The sequence below is a fragment of the Ignavibacteria bacterium genome (assembly GCA_016707005.1).
GTDB lineage: Bacteria > Bacteroidota > Ignavibacteria > Kapaibacteriales > Kapaibacteriaceae > UBA10438.
On sequence record JADJIQ010000002.1, the window covers coordinates 393,228 to 412,219 of the forward strand.

General features: G+C 52.4%; 15 protein-coding genes and 1 tRNA gene. 14 read left to right on the forward strand and 2 right to left on the reverse strand.

Annotated features, from left to right (window positions below; translation table 11 throughout):
• Positions 1–39 precede the first annotated feature (39 nt).
• Both IPI29_04495 and IPI29_04500 read left to right on the forward strand, forming a co-directional pair.
• A complete protein-coding gene (locus tag IPI29_04495; protein MBK7411798.1) occupies positions 40–4,401 on the forward strand; it encodes a CusA/CzcA family heavy metal efflux RND transporter in 4,362 nt (1,453 codons plus the stop codon).
• Entirely contained in the window at positions 4,398–5,546 is a 1,149-nt protein-coding gene (locus IPI29_04500; GenBank protein ID MBK7411799.1) for an efflux RND transporter periplasmic adaptor subunit, read from the forward strand. The genes IPI29_04495 and IPI29_04500 overlap by 4 nt, the downstream gene beginning before the upstream one ends.
• Positions 5,547–5,876: 330 nt before the next feature.
• On the opposite strand, the gene IPI29_04505 is transcribed toward IPI29_04500, so the two are convergent.
• The gene (locus tag IPI29_04505) at positions 5,877–7,133 is read right to left on the reverse strand and encodes an asparagine synthetase B (protein ID MBK7411800.1); all 1,257 of its coding nucleotides are present in this window, start codon (positions 7,131–7,133) and stop codon (positions 5,877–5,879) included.
• A gap of 63 nt (positions 7,134–7,196) precedes the next feature.
• Between IPI29_04505 and IPI29_04510 the strand changes: the two genes are divergently transcribed.
• The 11 genes from IPI29_04510 (at position 7,197) to IPI29_04560 (ending at position 15,161) form a co-directional block, all read left to right on the forward strand.
• Positions 7,197–7,877, forward strand: coding sequence for a fatty acid desaturase (locus IPI29_04510; protein MBK7411801.1), 681 nt, complete (start codon positions 7,197–7,199; stop codon positions 7,875–7,877).
• 10 nt (positions 7,878–7,887) lie between these two features.
• A complete protein-coding gene (locus tag IPI29_04515; protein MBK7411802.1) occupies positions 7,888–8,316 on the forward strand; it encodes a hypothetical protein in 429 nt (142 codons plus the stop codon).
• The gene (gene ybeY / locus IPI29_04520; GenBank protein ID MBK7411803.1) at positions 8,316–8,726 is read left to right on the forward strand and encodes an rRNA maturation RNase YbeY; all 411 of its coding nucleotides are present in this window, start codon (positions 8,316–8,318) and stop codon (positions 8,724–8,726) included. The genes IPI29_04515 and ybeY overlap by 1 nt, the downstream gene beginning before the upstream one ends.
• Positions 8,727–8,734: 8 nt before the next feature.
• Entirely contained in the window at positions 8,735–9,199 is a 465-nt protein-coding gene (locus IPI29_04525) for a DUF494 family protein (GenBank protein MBK7411804.1), read from the forward strand.
• A 109-nt stretch (positions 9,200–9,308) separates the two neighbouring features.
• Positions 9,309–9,382 (forward strand) — tRNA-Arg (locus IPI29_04530).
• 189 nt (positions 9,383–9,571) lie between these two features.
• Entirely contained in the window at positions 9,572–10,837 is a 1,266-nt protein-coding gene (locus IPI29_04535) for a site-specific integrase (GenBank protein MBK7411805.1), read from the forward strand.
• On the forward strand, positions 10,834–12,084 hold the full coding sequence (locus IPI29_04540) for a hypothetical protein (GenBank protein ID MBK7411806.1): 1,251 nt from the start codon (positions 10,834–10,836) through the stop codon (positions 12,082–12,084). Before IPI29_04535 ends, IPI29_04540 begins: the two co-directional genes overlap by 4 nt.
• Before the next feature lie 205 nt (positions 12,085–12,289).
• A complete protein-coding gene (locus IPI29_04545) occupies positions 12,290–12,592 on the forward strand; it encodes a helix-turn-helix domain-containing protein (GenBank protein MBK7411807.1) in 303 nt (100 codons plus the stop codon).
• Positions 12,585–12,758 carry a hypothetical protein gene (locus IPI29_04550; protein ID MBK7411808.1) on the forward strand — a complete coding sequence of 58 codons (174 nt, stop codon included), beginning with the start codon at positions 12,585–12,587 and terminating at the stop codon, positions 12,756–12,758. Before IPI29_04545 ends, IPI29_04550 begins: the two co-directional genes overlap by 8 nt.
• Positions 12,755–14,665: a DUF3987 domain-containing protein gene (locus IPI29_04555; protein ID MBK7411809.1), complete on the forward strand. Its 1,911-nt coding sequence runs from the start codon at positions 12,755–12,757 to the stop codon at positions 14,663–14,665. Before IPI29_04550 ends, IPI29_04555 begins: the two co-directional genes overlap by 4 nt.
• 253 nt (positions 14,666–14,918) lie before the next feature.
• Positions 14,919–15,161, forward strand: a complete 243-nt coding sequence (locus IPI29_04560) for a hypothetical protein (protein MBK7411810.1) — start codon at positions 14,919–14,921, stop codon at positions 15,159–15,161.
• Positions 15,162–15,409: 248 nt separating this feature from the next.
• Here the strand turns inward: IPI29_04560 and IPI29_04565 are convergent, their stop codons facing one another.
• Positions 15,410–16,351, reverse strand: a complete 942-nt coding sequence (locus tag IPI29_04565; GenBank protein ID MBK7411811.1) for an adenylate/guanylate cyclase domain-containing protein — start codon at positions 16,349–16,351, stop codon at positions 15,410–15,412.
• A gap of 492 nt (positions 16,352–16,843) precedes the next feature.
• Here IPI29_04565 and IPI29_04570 point away from each other — a divergent pair, with 492 nt between their 5' ends.
• Positions 16,844–18,991: a type I restriction-modification system subunit M gene (locus IPI29_04570; GenBank protein MBK7411812.1), complete on the forward strand. Its 2,148-nt coding sequence runs from the start codon at positions 16,844–16,846 to the stop codon at positions 18,989–18,991.
• The last annotated feature ends 1 nt before the right edge of the window (position 18,992 follow it).

The following is an 18,992-nucleotide window of genomic DNA, read 5'->3' on the forward strand; positions in this document are numbered from 1 at the left end:
CAATGCAGGGACTGACGTTCATATATATACGAGGACCCAATGTTCGAACGGATCATCACGTTCTCTGTCCGCAATCGGCTGATCGTAGCCGTAGGTGTCATCGGCCTGGTGGTTTGGGGGATCGTCTCCCTGAACTCGCTTCCGATCGATGCCGTGCCGGACATCACGAACAACCAAGTGCAGGTTGTAACGGTCTCCCCTGCGCTTGCCCCACAAGAAGTGGAACGACTCATCACGATGCCGGTGGAACTCACCATGGCATCCATCCCGGGCATTTCAGAAATGCGATCGATATCGCGCTTCGGACTATCCGTGGTAACGATCGTATTTCATGACGATGTAGATGTGTATTGGGCCCGAGCTCAGGTGGACCAACGTCTTACCGAGGTGATGGACCAGATTCCGCAAGGAGCCGGTACGCCCCTTCTCGCTCCAGTCACGACCGGACTTGGCGAGATCTACCAATACTCGCTTCGAGTAAAGCCGGGGTATGAGAGTCGGTACTCTCTTACCGAGCTTCGAACGATCCAGGACTGGATCATCAGACGACGTCTGCTCGGAACGGCCGGCATTGCCGATGTCTCGAGTTTTGGCGGAAATCTGAAACAGGTGGAGATCGCTGTTGACCCGGACCGATTGCGGTCGATGAACATTTCGATCTCGGAACTGCTCAGCGCGGTCCAACGCAACAACGCCAATGCCGGCGGTGCCTACATCGAAAAAGGTCCGCACGTTCAATACATCCGAACCGAGGGTGTTACCACATCACCGGATGAGGTTGGCGAGATCGAGGTGCACCGAACGGATGCCGGACTCCCCATCTACGTGCACGATGTAGCAACCGTGCGAGAAGGTCGCGCCGTACGATATGGTGCCATGACCAGAGATGATCGTGGTGAAACGGTCGGTGGTATCGTGCTCATGTTGAAGGGGGCTAATTCGAGCGAGGTGATCTCCACGGTGAAGGAGAGAATGAAAGCGGTGCAGAAGACCCTTCCGGAAGGTTTGGTGATCGAACCGTATCTCGACCGGACACGCCTTGTCAATAAAGCGATCGGTACAGTTTCGCAGAACCTCATCGAAGGTGCGTTGATCGTGATCTTCGTGCTGGTGCTGATGCTTGGCAATCTGCGGGCGGGATTGATCGTTGCAAGTGTGATCCCCCTTGCTATGCTCTTCGCCGTGAGCATGATGCGAGTCTTTGGTGTGTCGGGCAACCTCATGTCTCTTGGCGCCATCGACTTTGGTCTGATCGTAGACGGAGCGGTCATCATTGTTGAAAGCGTGCTCCATGCCTTGAGTAGGAAGAACGCAACCGACGACTCAGCACGAGTGGCTTCGATCACGATCCGACGTTCAGCAGCGTTCGGTGAGATCATCATCATGATCGTCTACCTTCCCATCCTGGCCCTTGTAGGGATTGAAGGCAAGATGTTCAAGCCCATGGCTCAGACAGTGATCTTTGCCATCATCGGTGCCTTCATCTTGAGCACGACGTATGTGCCCATGATGTCGTCGTGGCTTTTGAAGCCGGGTATCAAGACCTGGTCGTTGGCCGACAAGGTGATGGACATCATCTCGCGTTCCTATGTGCCTGTGAGGCGTCTAGCACTTCGCTTGAAGTGGTTCACGCTCTCGAGTACACTCGTCGTCTTCGTTGCGGCCGTGATCGCATTCCTCATGATGGGCGGCGAGTTCTTACCGCAACTCGATGAGGGCGACTTCGCCGTCGAGATGCGATTGATGACGGGGTCGTCACTCACTGAAACGATCCGCACGTCAGAAGCAGCCGCAAAGATCTTGCTACGCGAGTTTCCCGAGGTTGTGCGCGTGATCGGAAAGATCGGCACGTCGGAGATCCCGCTTGACCCGATGCCAATGGAATCCGGGGATGTGATGATCATCCTCAAGGACAAGGACGAGTGGACATCGGCCTCAACGCGCGAAGAACTCGTTGAGAAGATGCAGTCGGCTCTATCCGTGATCCCGGGAGTGACGTTCGGGTTCCAACAGCCCATCCAAATGCGATTCAATGAGCTCATGACCGGTGCTCGACAAGATGTGGTGGTAAAGGTCTTTGGAGAGAACATGGACTCCCTAGCAGTGATCGCCCAACGTCTCGGAGCAATAGCAGGGGGCGTGCAGGGCGCCGCTGATATCTACGTAGAACCAGTCAACGGTCTGCCGCAGATCACGGTGAGGATCGACAGAGCAGCATGTGCCCGACTCGGCGTTGACGTCGATGACGTAAACACCACGGTGCGCGCTGCGTTTGCCGGCTCCGTTGCCGGTGTGATGTATGAGGGCGAGAAGAGATTCGACATCGTTGTTCGGCTAGACTCTGCGCGACGCCACGATCCGTCGGACGTTGCGTCATTGTTCGTCCCAACACGAACCAAACAACTCGTGCCGATCACACAGATCGCAGTAGTGGACATTGCACTTGGTCCGAATCAGATCCAGCGCGAAGATGCGCAACGCAGAATCGCCGTTGGGTTCAACGTACGCGGACGCGATGTGGAAAGCATCGTCAAGGAACTTGAGGAAAAGGTTCAACAACGTCTTACCCTTCCAACCGGGTACTACATGACGTATGGAGGTCAGTTCGAGAATCTTGCTGCCGCAAAGGAACGATTGATGATCGCCGTCCCAACGGCGATGCTTCTGATCCTCTTCTTGCTGTACATGACCTTCCAGAGCATACGCAATGCACTCCTCATCTTCACGGCTATTCCTCTTTCGGCCATCGGCGGTATTGCAGCACTGTTGATACGCGGCATGCCCTTCAGCATCTCAGCTGGCGTTGGTTTCATCGCCTTGTTTGGTGTTGCCGTTCTCAACGGCATCGTGCTTATCAGTGCCTTCCAGAAGCTGCATGAAAAGGGCAACTTCAACATGCTGCGCGTGGTGATCATTGGGACGTCCGAGCGACTCCGCCCCGTGGCCATGACGGCCATGGTGGCCTCTCTCGGATTCCTTCCGATGGCCATCTCGCAAGGAGATGGTTCGGAAGTGCAACGCCCTCTTGCAACAGTTGTGATCGGTGGACTCATCACTTCTACCATGCTTACGTTGCTGTTGCTTCCAACACTGTATTCAATGTTCGGTCACGCACGTCACGTAGACGGGCGAACACATCGCAAGCACAAGCGTGGACATCATTTTGCAGCGGCTACTTCCATTGCACTTCTCGTCTGTCTTGGATGGCCTTCAACGATCTCTGCTCAATCTCCGGTTGCGATCACGCTCGATAGTGCGATGAAGGCAGCACTCAACGCCAACATCGACCTACGAACAGCACGTGCGGAAGAAGGTCAGGCAGATGCGTTGCGAGGAGCAGCGATCGATCTCGGTCCTACATCCGTCACCTACATGGGCGGACAGTACAACTCGGCATCGAGCGACAACAACTTCACGATCATGCAATCGGTCCCCTTCCCCACCAAGATGATCGCCTCGCGATCCTTGGCCGATGAGACCTACCGAGAAGCACAACTCCGAAGGAGCGTTGGCGAACATCGCATTCGATTGGACGTCCGAAGGGTCTATGCGATGATCTGCATGAACCGCGAGATCGATGCCATCCTCAAGGAGCAAGAGAGCTATCTCGACAAAGCGGTAGAGGTTGCCACACTTCGTGAGCAGGCCGGCGAAGGCACGATGCTAGAACGCGTGAACGCGGAATCGCAACGAGCCGAGATCGGTGTTCAACGTTTGGCATCACAGTCCAACATCCGCACAGCGGAGATGGAGTTACGAGTGCTTGTCGGAAGTGCGGTACCCATCACCGCATCGGCGACCACCATTCCGGTACTGCCGATTCCGGGAAGTGCCGATACAGTTATCGCAAGCCCCTTGATCGATCTCGCGAACCAACGCATTCGTGTTGCTGATGAAGCCAAGAGTGTTGCATCGTCCGGCTATTGGCCCGATATCACTCTCGGCTACTTCAATCAATCACTCAACGGCACGCTACTCCCTGATCAAAACCGTTTGGCCGGAAGCGGAGATCGTTTCTCTGGCTTTACGGTTGGACTGGCCCTGCCATTGTGGTTCGTTCCTACATCGGCAAAGACCGAAGCTGCGAGTATTCAGCGGACGCTGGCTGAGCAGCGTGCGGCGCAAGAGATCACCACACTTTCAGCATGGCGGCAACAGATCGACGTTGATCTCAAAGCTGCACGCGCAGCCGTAGAGTATTACGCCAACACCGGGCTTGCCGAAGCCCAATTGCTGGTGCGGCATTCACAGGCCGCCTATCAAGCCGGAGAGATCGGCTGGCTGGAACTTCAGGCCAGTCTCCTGCAGAGTCTGCAGACCCGCACCTATGATGTGCAGGCACGTCGCAGACTCTACGACCTCATCATTCAACACGACTATCTCATGGGACAAACTCGATGAACACACAACAGTCCTTTATCCGCAACATTGTCATTGTACTTGCAATGATCTATGTCGTTGCAGCCTGTACAAAGACCGACGCGCCCCCTACAGAACAAAGCGCTCATGTGTCGGGAGACACCGTAGAGCTCACACAACAGCAGGCGACAAATGCACACATGTCTTTTGCTCGTGCAGAACGAAGAGAACTCACAACCGGACTCCGTGCAAACGGCATGGTTCATGTTCCTCCACAGTATGCCTACAGCGTTACGGCACCATACGGCGGAATTGTCCGCACAACATCCGTCCTGCCCGGTTCACGAGTTTCAAAGGGAGAGACCATCGTTGTCTTGGAGAGTCCAGAGTTCATCACCCTCCAGCAGGAGTACCTTACCACCGAAGCATTGTTAGAAGCCTCAGAGGCCGAATTGATCCGTCAAGCACGTCTTGCAAAAGACTCTGTCAACGCCCGTAAGAAGCTCGAAGCTGCTTCAGCGGAGACACGTTCATTGCGCGTGAAGAAGAAGGCATTGGCAGAAAAGCTCGCCCTGATCAACATCGACGTGAAGAAGCTTGATGAGAACTCTTTGTCACGAGCTGTTCGTGTGCCCGCACCCATCAGCGGCTACGTCACCAAGGTCAACATCAACGCCGGCACCTACATCGCGCCCAACAACCCCATCATGGAGATCGTCAACACCGATCACATGCACATCGAGCTCACCATCTTTGAACGTGATGTGCTCAAGCTTCGGATCGACCAGCATGTGACCGTTGCGCTCACCGATGCACCCAACGTAAAGCGTGATGCTCATATTCATCTCATCGGCAAGGATGTAGCGGCGGATAGGACCATCTCTGTCCACGCCCACCTCAATCAGCCCGACCCAACACTCATCCCCGGCACCACACTCACTGCCGTTGTTGATGCAGAGCCCCGTACAAGCTGGGTCGTTCCCGAAGCAGCCGTTGTAGCCTTCGAAGGCAAGTTCTTTGTCTTCACCGGCACACCCACTTCTTGTATCAGACGCGAAGTGAACGTTGGCATCACCCAGGACGGCATCACCGAGATCCTCAACGACCCACAGTGGCTCCAAACCGAGAACATCCTCGTCAAAGGGGCTCCTGCCGTGTTGGGAGCGATGACGAATAATGATGAATGACGAGGTTCCTCGCTTCGCTCGTGCAAACGAGGTTCCTCGCTTCGCTCGGAATGACGCTGCTCCCATTGTTGCATCAGAAATAGAAACGCGGGCACCATCATTGATGGTGCCCGCGTTTCTCTCATTCAACAATTCATGCGAGCCGCGTCATCCCGAGAAGCGTAGGGGCGAGGCCCCGCCTCGCCCGGAGCGACGAGGGACCTCGGGTCAATGACTAATGACTAATGACTAATGACGTCATTACCGTCATTACCGTCATAATGTCATAATGTCATTTGTCATTTGTCATTTGTCATTTGTCATTTGTCATTTGTCATTTGTCATTTGCTGTTACGTCTTCTGCTTCTTCTTCTTCGCCGCCGGGAACAACACGTTGTTCAGGATCAGGCGGTAGCCTGGTGATGTGGGGTGCAAGGCGAGGTCTGTTGGTGGGTCTCCAACAGCGTGACGATAGTCTTCGGGGTCGTGACCGCCGTACCAGGTAAAGGTGCCGCGACCTACGTTGCCGTGGATGTAGCGGACTTGGTCTGTACCATCGCGCTCGCCGAGGATGGTAACAGACTTCTTTACGAGTTCTTTGTGGAAGGCAGTGGTCTGACCTAGGAAGCTCTTGACCACGTTCACATGACACTGGGTGAGCATTGTTGGAACGGGATCGTACTTGGCGGAGAAGTCAAAGAGGGTGAAGAAGTCGCTCGACTCTGTTTGCAGGATGGTGTTGGCATCCACGTCGATATCACTGAACTCATACTGCAAGGGATTCATCGACACCTTGAAGTTCTCAAAGGCAAACGTGCGCGAGAAGTCGAGCTTCTCGTTCGCATCGCGGTCCATTGGATCGCCGTCATAGATCACATCACAGATGTCAACATTTGCTGCTGCAAGTGCGATATCATACGTATCGGTTGCGCTGCACATGGCGAACATGAATCCACCGTTGGCAACGAACTCGCGGATACGTTCCGTTACGGCCCGCTTCATCTCACTTACCTTCTTGAAGCCGAGCTTGCGGGCTGTGTTCTCGAGGAGAGCCACCTGTTGGATGTACCAGCTCTCACCGGCAGAACTCGCATAGAACTTTCCGTACTGACCTGTGAAGTCCTCGTGGTGGAGGTGAAGCCAGTCGTATTCCGTGAGCTTGCCCTTGACGACTTCTTCGTCCCAAAGCTTTTCGTACTTGACCTCGGCATATTCCATCACGAGCGTAACTGCGTCATCCCATGGACGGAAACCGGGCGGTGCGTAGACAGCGATCTTCGGTGCCTTTTCGAGTCGCACTACGTCCATATTGTTCTTTTCCGACTGAACCTCGGAATAGATCCCCGCGGCCGTGGCACCATCAAGCGTTTCAAACATCACGCCGCGGATACGGCATTCCGATGCGATCTCTTGTGTGAAGTCGGTCACAAAGGAGCCCCCTCGATAATTTAGGAGCCAATCCACGGGTTGTTCCTTGGTGAGGATCCAGTACACGATGCCGTAGGACTTGAGGTGGTTCGTCTGATCCATGTCCATAGGGATCATGATCTTCTGTCCGGCAGCTGTTGAAGCCGCCAGAAGCAGGACGAGGAGTGCGGAACGAAGCATATTCATATCGGTGTTGGGTACGAATCTACGACCTGCATATTGCGCCGTCACTATCATTGCATCATGGGACTCTTTCTCGCCATCGTTATTATCGGTCTCTGGTGTACACATCTTGCGTGGACACTGCTGTCCATGCCTGTGCTTTGGGACTCGCCGTGGACCTATGTCCATGTACTTGTGCAGGGCTATCTGTCCACCGGACTCTTCATCACCGCCCACGATGCCATCCACGGTACAGTTGTCAGGGGGCGTCGGGGTAACGACATCATTGGCTTCATTGCCTCCTTTCTCTTTGCCGGACTCTGGTATCCGCGGCTTGTGGTGAATCACCATCGGCATCATGACCATCCGGCGGAGGACGATCTCGATCCCGACTATCACCCGTCGAACAACCTCCTCATCTGGTTCGGGTCATTCATGTGGCGCTACACCACCGTATGGCAGCTCCTGATCATGGCCGCGGCCTACAATCTCCTCAAGCTCCAGGTGGAAGAAGTCCGGTTATGGATCTGGTGGATCATCCCTGCCTTTATGGGCTCGTTCCAGCTCTTCTATGTGGGCACCTATCTCCCGCACCGCAAGCCCCATACCCCAGACATGCCATATCGTGCCAGATCGATGCCCTTGAACCACCTTTTGGCCATGATCTCGTGTTATTTCTTCGGATATCACGCCGAGCACCACATTTCTCCCGGCACCCCGTGGTGGGAACTCTGGCGGGTAAAGGAACGTCGGATTTCGTAGATTTAGGCCTATGACCATTACGCAGACCGACATCGACGCCTGCTCGAAGGTTCTGGGCCAGCCCCAGTCCTCCGATGCATCCTCGTGGTTCTGGAACCTCCGTGACGCCGCAAGTGGGCGGGTGCTGGCCGTGACTGTTACGACCGGCGTGGATCTGGGCGACGGGCCGACCACCATTGTGAGTGCACAGACCCACCAGGGTTATGTAGAGCTCCATGATGTTACGGGGCTCCTTCCCATCGAACCCGACGAGGTGATGTTCATCGCCAAGCGCGACGGCCGGTTCTCCAGTCTCGTGGTGGGTGCAAGCGGCACCTGCTCCCAATTCGCCAACATCCGTCCATCCATCCTCCGCGCAGATCTCAACGACCTCGATCCCGCGGCATTGATGGCAGCGTTGCAATTGTCGTTGGCAGAAAACATCATCGAGACCTTGTAATGTTAGACGTCTCCGTCACCAATGCCTCCGGCGCTCGGTATCGCGGTCAACGCGAGATGATCGCCAGTGTGCAAAAGGCACTCAAGGGACATAAGGTGACCAACGCCAAGGTGGACATCGTGTTGTTGAGTGACAGCAGGATCCGCACGTTGAACAAACAGTATCTGAAGCACGATTACGCAACCGACGTGATCACTTTTCCGCTCGAAGAACAACCCTTGTACGGAGAGATCTACGTTTCCCTCGAAACCGCGCGCCGGCAAGCAAAAGAATATCAGGTGACGGTCGTCAATGAGTTATGTCGACTTGCCGTTCACGGCGCACTTCATCTCCTCGGCTACGACGACACAGAGAAGAAGGACCGTGAGGCCATGGAAGCAATGGAAAACAAATACATCGTGAGCACCTAAGCGCGCCTATGAACAATCACTACGCTGTTGAACGGGTCATGGACATCATCGCCTATATGATCAGTGAGGGCAGGCAAGGGGCTCCGCTGACCGCGATCGATACCACCAGCCTGCAAGAGCAAGGCTACACAGACTCGGAGATCGCCGCTGCATTGTCGTGGATCATGGAACGTCAGGCAGACCGCGACGAGATCGAAGGTCCCGGCACCGGCACCTTCCGCATCCTCCACGGCATCGAACGAGATGTCCTGGATCCAGATGCATGGGGCATGCTCATGACCTACCATCAACTCGGCTTCCTCGACAGCGAAGACATCGAGCAGATCCTCGAACGCGCCATCGTCATGGGCAGCGAACGCAACGTTGGCATCGCCGAGGTCAAAGCCCTCATCGCCGCCTACGTCCTCCACCAACAACCCCTTCCCCAAGCCGGCAGCCGAAGCCTGTTGTTGGGGAGTGATTCGGTGAACTAGAAAGTCAGATTGCTAGATTGTTAGTATGCTAGAATGTTAGAGTGCTAGATTGATAGATTGGTAGAAAGGTCTAACATTCTAGCATACTAACACTCTAACTCTCTAACCTGGCCTCGTAGCTCAGTCGGATAGAGCGACGCTTTCCTAAAGCGTGGGTCGGAGGTTCGATTCCTCTCGAGGCCGCGGAACTGATATCGGGCGAGTTTTCCTGAAATGTGGAGAACTCGCTTTCTTCTTTTATATATGGGACTTACGTAGATATGATAACAAATGTAGACTCATGAGAAATCATCGAGTTGCAATGAAACCGTCAGCAGTAGCGTCAGCAGTGGCAATGTTGACGTACTCCCTCACTTACTGCTGACGGTTTTTATGCGCATCAAATTCTATATTGACCGGCCTGATGAACCGGTCTCTACGATCATGGCAAACGTTGCATTTGCCGGCAAACGGTTCCGCTTTAGTACGGGCGTCAGCATCTCCCCTACGCATTGGAATCACGATAAGCAGGAGATCAAGCCTGCCGAACGCAATCGAGCAGCCTACATGAAGCGGCTTGATGCCATCGACGCAGAGATACGAAGTGCATACCACGCCATCCAGTTTGGTAAGGACGGCAAGGCTGTGAGCTCCACGGCACTGAAGGAGTATCAGGCCCGGATCAAGGAGTTCTTGGACGACAAACCCAAGGGGCCAAAGAACGACAACGTACTGGGCCAGTTTGATCGCTTCATTCACGAGTATCGTATCGCTGCCGGCAACGCGATGGTCACTAACCAACGTCCAGCCGAAGCTACTCTGAATCGCTACCGTCTCGTGTCACGTCGCCTTGGTGATTTTGCCAAGGCTCGCAAGATCGAACTCGCATTCGATGGGATCAATACGGACTTCTATCGCCAGTTCGTGGGATGGCTCTCAACAGAACAGAATCTCTATGATTCGAGCGTCGGCAACCACATCAAGATCCTGAAGACCTTCATGCGGTGGTGTATGGATGAAGGTCTGCACAAGAACGTAGAGTTCCAGAAGTTCTATAAGCCTGAATCACTCGGCGAGACCATCGCTCTATCAGCAAAGGAGCTACGGATGATCCGCGATGTGGATCTCACAAACAACCCAAGGCTTGCACGAATTCGAGATCACTTCTTGATCCAGACATACACCAGCCTTCGGTACAGCGACCTCGTGAAGCTCGAACCCAAGCACTTCGATCTCGTCAACGGCTTCATACACGTGCCTATCACAAAGACGGACGTGCGACCCATAATTCCGATCACTCCCCCACTCTCTGCTGTGCTTGAGCGGTATCCAAGCTTGCTGTTTGAGTTTGTCAGCAACGTAAAAGCAAACAAGTACCTCAAGGAACTTGGCAAGCTCGCCGGTCTTGTGTCACCCATCATCGTTGGGCATAGTAAGGGAGGCAAACGCATCGACCAGCTCGTACCAAGGTATCAAGAACTCTCTACGCACGTAGCCCGTCGAACCTTTGTCACAGTGAGCCTCGAGTTCGGCGTACAAGACTCCATCATTCGTTTTGTTACTGGCCACAAGACCTCAGATGTTATGGCAAAACACTATGCTAAACCATCTGCGGACGTTGTGCACGATGTGGTTTGTGAAGCATGGAGGAAGCTATGAATAACATTTACACTCCCGAATCGATCATTGCCCCAATTGGGATAGCGTTCGCCGACGAAGATATTGAATCCATCAATGATGATCTTCCCATTCAGAAGCGTATCGATCTTCTTGAGAGCTTTGTAAGCGATGCCGGGCGCAACATACCTCGAAAGATTGCAGAGTACCTGTATGAAGAACTTCATGACTCTCAGCCGCTTACTGAAGACAACAAGCAAGCTCATATTGTAAAGGCAGACACCATTCGAATGCCACACCGTCTTGGTGACCTGACACGTCCTGAATATGCAGATGCAGTTGAATGTTGGGAACAAATGGCAATAGCTAACAACGCGCCCGCGTTAGTGAATGAAGTGCCTTTGGATGCACTTTTAAAATGGCAACGCATTCATCATCACGTTCTATGCAACGATTCTATTGCCGGACCTATCATGGAGAGACAGAGGAGGCTAATGATTGATTTTGCAAGGAACAAGCGCTGGGGTCGAGCAGCCGTTCAGTCCTTGGTCCGATTGGAATCTGTTGTATCTACTCATGCTACCGATGAGAGAGCCGTAAGTGATCAGAAGTGGAATTCTTTAGTACAGCTCATCAATGAGTTCTCCAAACGTTCGATCGATTTGTCTCAATTCATCGACGCTGATGAAGTCGCGATCCTTGAAGAGCGGTTCAATTCAATCAGTGTTATTGATTTGGTCTATGCAATTGACAACATCCTTCCATCCAACGATGTCATAAGTATGTACATTGATCTTGGTCTTTGCGAACTGAATACGATGGCATACGTTCGGAGATTACGTGAGAAGATAGAACAGCTGACAAATCGCCAAGCCAGCTTCTCTGATACTACAGTGCTTGAAGAACAGAAGATGCTCACACCGGAAGAATTCGCCGAGCTATTGTTCAAGAGCTTAACAGCACGTAAGATCATAGGTGCTTGTTCGAGATACCATCTGCTTACAATCTGTCAGAGTGCTGGGAAGAAAGGCAAGCTGCTATTACGCATACCTGGTGGTGACCTTTGGTGTGGCCAGATTGCCTATCGAATAGCCCAGCAACTTGGACAGGCGGAACCAATGTTTAAAGTTTATAACGGCCGAACGAGCACACACGAGCCACGGGAATTGGCAAAGACTAACATGGATAGGACGCTTAGAAGGAAAGAGAATGCAAAAAAAGTTCGCCCTGACAATGTAAAGGCGTTCTTCGAGGAGATCTCCAACGTTACGATAGTATTCACCCAATAGACTCGTTATTCATAGTAGGAGAAACCATCAAGTGCCACCACTCACCAAGTCGCGCCAACAGCAACCAACAGAGCTATAAGTTGTTGCCTGTCATAGAGTTACAGAGTCGCTATTCTCAGTGAGTAGGGCTGTTTAAAAAAAAGGAATCATGAAATATTGGGTTATTACTCACCCACTTTCATGGTGTCTCATGTCCACTTCCACAATGCTTCAATCCGTCTCACCTGACGAGTTAAGCGCCCTCATTCATGCTGCTGTCGAATCAGCGCACAAGCAGGCGAGCCCGAAGCCGCCACCCGATCCGAAACAAGAGGATCGGGTTTTGACGAGACAGGAGGCAGCGCAGTATCTGCGCATAAGCCTCCCTACCCTATCGCGCCGCATCAAGGACGGAACCATACCGGTCGTCCACGTTTGCGGACGCACGCTCATCCGCCGCAAAGACCTCGATGCACTGCTCGGTGTCACTTCCGCTCTTGGTCAATCCAACGGAGGTGGCCATGAGTAAGCAGTATAAGTTCTCGAAGAAGAAGATCGACTGCCCCTGTGGGAAGAGCTCATCCTTTTGTCCACTCATCGACAACCCACGGGCCGGCAAGTGCTTTTCGCACAAGTGTGGTCAGCAATTCATAGCCCCGAAGAGTGCCCATGGCAATGGAAGGGGGCACCGATGACAAGCCACTACCTGTATCGTGACAAATCCAGCGACCTACAATACCGAGTTGTCGTCGACAGGACAAATCATTGCAAAAAGACGGTCTTTCAACAGCGATATGTTGACGGTGAATTTGTCAACGGCATGATAGGGGTGATCCTACTTCTCTTTCGACTACCAGAACTCTTAGCCGCGATAGCACGTGGTGAGACGGTCTACATTTGCGAGGGCGAGAAGGACGTCATGCGTTTGGTCGGGCTGGGTCTTGTTGCCACGACAAACACCGGAGGTGCAGGCAAATGGCTCGCAGAGTACGCGCAGTACTTCGATGGTGCACGCGTGGTGATCGTTGGAGATATCGATGAAGTAGGCCGGCTTCACGTTCAACAGGTTATCGACTCGCTTCTTGCACACGGCAATCTTGCAAGTCTCCGCGTTGTTGATCTAACCACCTTGGGCAGGCCTTTGCCGCCCAAGGGGGACGTCTCCGACTTTCTGGATGCCGGTGGCAGCATACACGAGGTCACGATGGCCGCAGAAAGTGCCCCAGAGCTGGTCGTAGCAGAGGGTGAGGGCGTGGAACACCCAACAATTCACGTAGACAAGTTGCCAGCGCTGTTGAACCGCATTGTCTCGACTGAAGTTGATGTGCAAGACCAGTTAACGTTGCTACTGTCATGCCTGGTAACGCTTGGCTCATTCATGACAACCGTCACAATGATCGTTGCAGGACGGGCGCTGTTTCCAATGCTGTATCTCATGATCATCGGTGCAGCAGGGACAGGTAAGGGGCTTGCATCTATTAGCAGGGACTTGGTGTACGAAATACATAAGTCAAAGAAGGATGAGTACCGTAGACAATTGGCAACGTACGAGTATGAGAGGGATGCACATGCAGCGATGAAATCAAAAGACCCAGCTCCAAAACCGCCAGGTCAGTTGTCCTTAATCGTTCCGGGTAACAGTACCGCCCCTGTGATCTTGGAGGCTATGGGAAACAATCCTTCATCACTAACTCATGAGACAGAAGCGGACGTTTTGGCCACGATGTTAAAGGCTGACTATGGTGATCTATCTGGTGTTATGCGCCAGGCCTACTCCCACGAACCCGTAAGCTTTGGTCGTGCTCGTCTCAATGACATCCTTGAAGTTGCCGTACCAAGACTCGCTATCTGTATCTCTGGTACTCCCGGACAGGTTGCCTCCTTCTTCCGCGACAGTGAGAACGGACTGGTCAGTCGTTTCGCATTCCACGTTCTAACGAGACGTTCGAAGTACAAGGATCAATTCGATCGCACCCTCTGGAATGTTCAGTCAATCGGGAAGCAGTTCGCAGATCGCGTAAAGACTCTGTATGAAGAGATTCGCAATCCCGATAACACGAGCATTGAGGTGTGCTTGACAGATCAGCAACGTTCTACGCTCCGACCGCTGATGGAAGCTTCGGACGTGCTTGCTGAGGATGACGGTGATTCGCACACTGCAGCGGTACGCCGGAATCCCATCCTCATCGCACGCTTCGCCACGGTCTTAACGATTTCGCGATTCATTGCCGTGGACGGCGAAGATCACCTCACTGTTGATGCACTGTCTCACTTGGAACGTGGTCAGTTCTGCATCTACGTGAGTGATGACGACTTCGACACGGCCATTTCACTTGCCAGATACGCCTTGCAGACAGCTCATTCAATCGGTGGTCTGTTGCCCGAGAATACTCCGTCCGTGCTCAAGCGTTCTCAGCGGTGCGCACAGGCGTGGTACAACAGCCTCCCACAAGAGTTCGAGCGTAAAGACGCCGTCAATAGCGGTATGACCCACGGATTGAGTACTCGCACTGTTGATCGCAAGCTCAATGAGCCTGCTCTTTTCATTCGTACCCGGCCTGGTTTCTATTCCAAAACTGCCCATGGCAAGGTGGCAACATGACAACATGCCCGATTCGACCTTGCCACGTTGCCACATTGCCACGTGGGTCAATCCCTGTGAAGGTATGTACGAGCCTTCCCTTCACATTCCTTCACGTTGAAGTCAATTCCTTAGAACCACGAGCAATTCCTTCAAAACGCACCAGATGCTCCATGTTGTACGACAGATTCCTTCACATTCCGCTCCGTTTCTTCAGCGGTACCGGAATGTCCCTTCACACCTCATTGATCCAACACTATTGAGCCCCTAATCCATGAATAACGACGTCACAACCCGCGAGTTCGGCATGGTTCTGAAGACATGCGGATACTTCCAGGCCGACTTTGCACGCTACATCGACCGATCGCCGGCGTTTGTGCACAAGCTCTGTATCAACTACGACGTTCCCGTGCCATACCGTTGGGTCGACCAGGCACGACTCATGGTCGGTGCCGAGAATTTCGAGGCCGCACTCATACGAGCACGTGTGGTGATCGAGTCAAGGAGGAAGAAATAGCCTAAAGGCCTTCGCAGCCGGCCGCAATCACAGACAATGCTTTGGTCAACCATGCTTGTAACGCCCTGCAGGCAGATTACAAATCGCAGGATGTCGATAGTGATGCCGTAGTTCACATGAAATACGGACATGAGCTACTGATGTCGTGCGATTTCTTTCTCCGCTGATCACTTGGTTGAGTTCTACATTGACTACTATGAGTGGTTGGATGCCAAACCCTCGTCAATAACCCAGCATAAATGAGAACATCATAGCTTCGGCATAGTATATATCAGATACTTAGATCCAGTATCGGGGTTAGTGTAGTCCAACTCCTTCGGCCTGACTTCGTCAAAACGCTTTCGCCAGTTAGTGTGTAGGTTCCTGAGTGTATACTCGCCTACTCCGATTCCTCCGACCGGAGTCTTTGCCTGAATCTTGCAAGCAAGACTAACGAGTGGCCCAATGATGTCGCGTTGCTGTGTAGAGGCCACGCTGCCAAGGGTAACTACAGATGCCGATCCCGAGTCCATTCCAATTCTGACTGCTATCTCTGCCCTTCCAAGGGCTTTCAGCTCAGGGTTAATCCCGTCTTGAACCAAGCGAAGAATAGAACAAGCACAGTCCATCGCGAGATCGTTCTTTGTTATGAAGCTCGGAGCTGGGAAGTAGGCTATCGCACCATCGCCTGTAAACTTCAGAATGTGCCCACGAAAGAGTGGCACAAGGTCTGCCAGCTCATTCAGAAACGTTTGCACAGTTGCCACGTAGTGTTCGGTTGATTGCGTCACAGCCATTGACGTCGATCCAACGAGATCAACAGACATAATCACGAATTCGTTATCAGCCGCAATCAGTTTATCGAGATACTCTTTCGAAGTGTCTCTACTCGCATCGTTCGCTAATGATATTCCAGTCAGAGAAGAACGGATTTCGCTACGTCTCCCTACAACATAGCTACCAGAATCTCCGATAAGCGGTGGCTCAATGTTTGGCTGCGTTTTGAGCATGAACTCAGCAGTCTCCTGCAATATGTTCTCTGGTAGATAGAGATTGTCGAGTCGGTCATACCATAGCTTCTTTCCGTCTATTTCTCGCAGTTCATAGCGTTCGCGATTAGGTACGAGAACGAATGAGAACGTCCCCTTCTCCTCGTCACATCCCGTAATCTCCATTGTAAAATCCATACGCCATTTCAACTTCTTACTCACAGTCGTTTCTCCATTTCTATGATATGAATAGTGGATCGCTTCACAACGCCCGTTCCGGTATCTTCTGCTTCCATCAATCGATTTCTTCTGGTTGGCTCCTCGGTGCTCCGTATGTTGACATCTACACGTGTTCGCTATGAAGACTGTTCGGTGAAAAGGTCATACCTCGAATTACCGCCATTCTCAATTGCATGTCATCATATCGATGATTTGTTAATGTCCATGGCAGAAAAGCCAAGGTATGGAAACTCATTGTCATCTACTTCAACAACGGACGAAATCATGCAACACTCAACTTTAGCAGCAAGCGTATTCACAAAGCTGTGTACATTCGCGAGGTCATGAGACTGCATTGATAGATGTGTACTTTTGTAGGCAAATACGATAACCTCCGGCGAGTGTGAGGTATGTCCAGATTCATAAGTCTTGAGTTTCCGAGTGTCGGCCTCCGATTGAAAGCGCCCTAATGTCATCTATCCATAGAAGTGAACCATGACCAGCATTCAACAACGCGCCGAACTGCAAAGCCGAATATGGCAAATCGCCAACAATGTACGCGGCGCAGTCGATGGCTGGGATTTCAAGCAGTACGTGCTTGGCACGTTGTTCTACCGCTTCATCAGTGAGAACTTCGCCAGTTATATCGAAGGTGGTGACGTAAGTATCCGTTATCCCGAGTTGGCCGACAGCGTTATCACGCGGGACATCAAAGATGACGCCATCAAGTCCAAGGGCTACTTTATCTACCCCAGCCAGTTGTTTTCCAACGTGGCTGCCGACGCTAACACCAACGATAGCCTGAATACTCACCTGGCCACCATCTTCGCCGCCATTGAATCGTCCGCCAACGGTTACCCATCGGAGCGCGACATCAAAGGCCTCTTTGCCGATTTCGACACTACCAGCAACCGCCTTGGCAACACGGTGAAGGATAAAAATCTCCGCCTGGCCGCCGTACTCAAGGGTGTGGCCGAGCTGAACTTTGCCGATTTTGAAGGCAGCAACATCGACCTCTTCGGCGATGCCTACGAATTCCTCATCTCCAACTACGCGGCCAACGCTGGCAAATCCGGTGGCGAATTTTTCACACCGCAGCATGTCTCCAAGCTGATCGCCCAGCTCGCCATGCACAAGCAAACCAGCGTCAATAAGATTTACGACCCGGCCTGCGGCTCCGGCTCTCTGCTGTTGCAGGCCAAAAAGCACTTCGATGCGCACATCATCGAAGACGGATTCTTCGGGCAAGAAATCAACCACACCACGTACAACCTGGCGCGGATGAACATGTTCTTGCACAACATCAACTACGACAAATTCAACGTCCAGCTGGGCAACACACTAATCGAACCGCATTTCGGCGACGACAAGCCCTTTGACGCTATCGTCTCCAACCCGCCATATTCAGTGAAGTGGATCGGCTCGGGCGACCCCACGCTGATCAACGACGAACGCTTTGCCCCGGCGGGCGTGCTTGCACCCAATTCCAAAGCCGACTTTGCCTTTGTGCTGCACGCGCTCAGTTACCTCTCCAGCAAGGGCCGTGCCGCCATCGTCTGCTTCCCCGGCATCTTTTACCGGGGCGGTGCCGAGCAGAAAATCCGCCAATATCTTGTTGATAACAACTACGTCGAAACAGTGATCTCGCTGGCGCCCAACCTCTTCTACGGCACCACCATCGCCGTGACGATTCTGGTACTGTCAAAACACAAAACCGACACCACCACCCAGTTCATCGATGCCAGCGGGCTGTACAAGAAAGATACCAATAACAATGTGTTGTTGGACACGCACATCGAACAGATCATGGCGGTGTTCGACAGCAAGGCCAATGTCGATCACTTTGCTAAGTCCATTCAGTTCGAGATGGTGGCCGCCAACGACTACAACCTATCGGTTAGCAGCTACGTCGATGCCAAAGACAACCGCGAAGTGGTAAACATCGGAAGGCTCAATGATGCGCTAAAAGCGACGGTTGATAAAATCGATCAGCTGCGCGCCAATATTGACGCCTTTGTTGTGAGATTTGGAGAGGCAGGAACTGAGAGCTTTATTGAAAAGCTACTCAAAGGATATGAAGTCAGTTGGACTACAATAGGAGACGCTGATTTTGTTGATATTGCAAACAATGCTCGGAGGCCCGTAAAAGCATCTCTGCGTAAACCAGGAGCAACTCCATATTACGGTGCAAACAACATTCAAGACTATGTTGAAGGACATACCCACGATGGCGAGTACGTGCTGATAGCGGAGGACGGTTCGGCAAGTCTCGAGAATTACTCTATTCAATATGCAACCGGAAAGTTTTGGGCCAACAATCATGTCCATGTTGTTCGCGGAAAAGCATGTTTGAACACCAGATTCCTGTACCACTATTTACACACTGTTAACTTTATTCCGTACTTGCCAAACAAAGACAGATCAAAGCTAACTAAGGGAGACATGATAAAAATACCCATCCCTCTCCCTTGCCCTAATAGACCCGATAAGTCTCTTGAGATTCAAGCGGTGATTGTCAGAGTTCTGGACACATTTGCCGAGCTAAATGCCCAGCTTAGTGTCGAGCTTAATGCAAGAGATAAACAGAACAACTTCTATCGCCGTGCACTTTTTGGATTTCCTGCGCCAGATGTAGCGACATAAC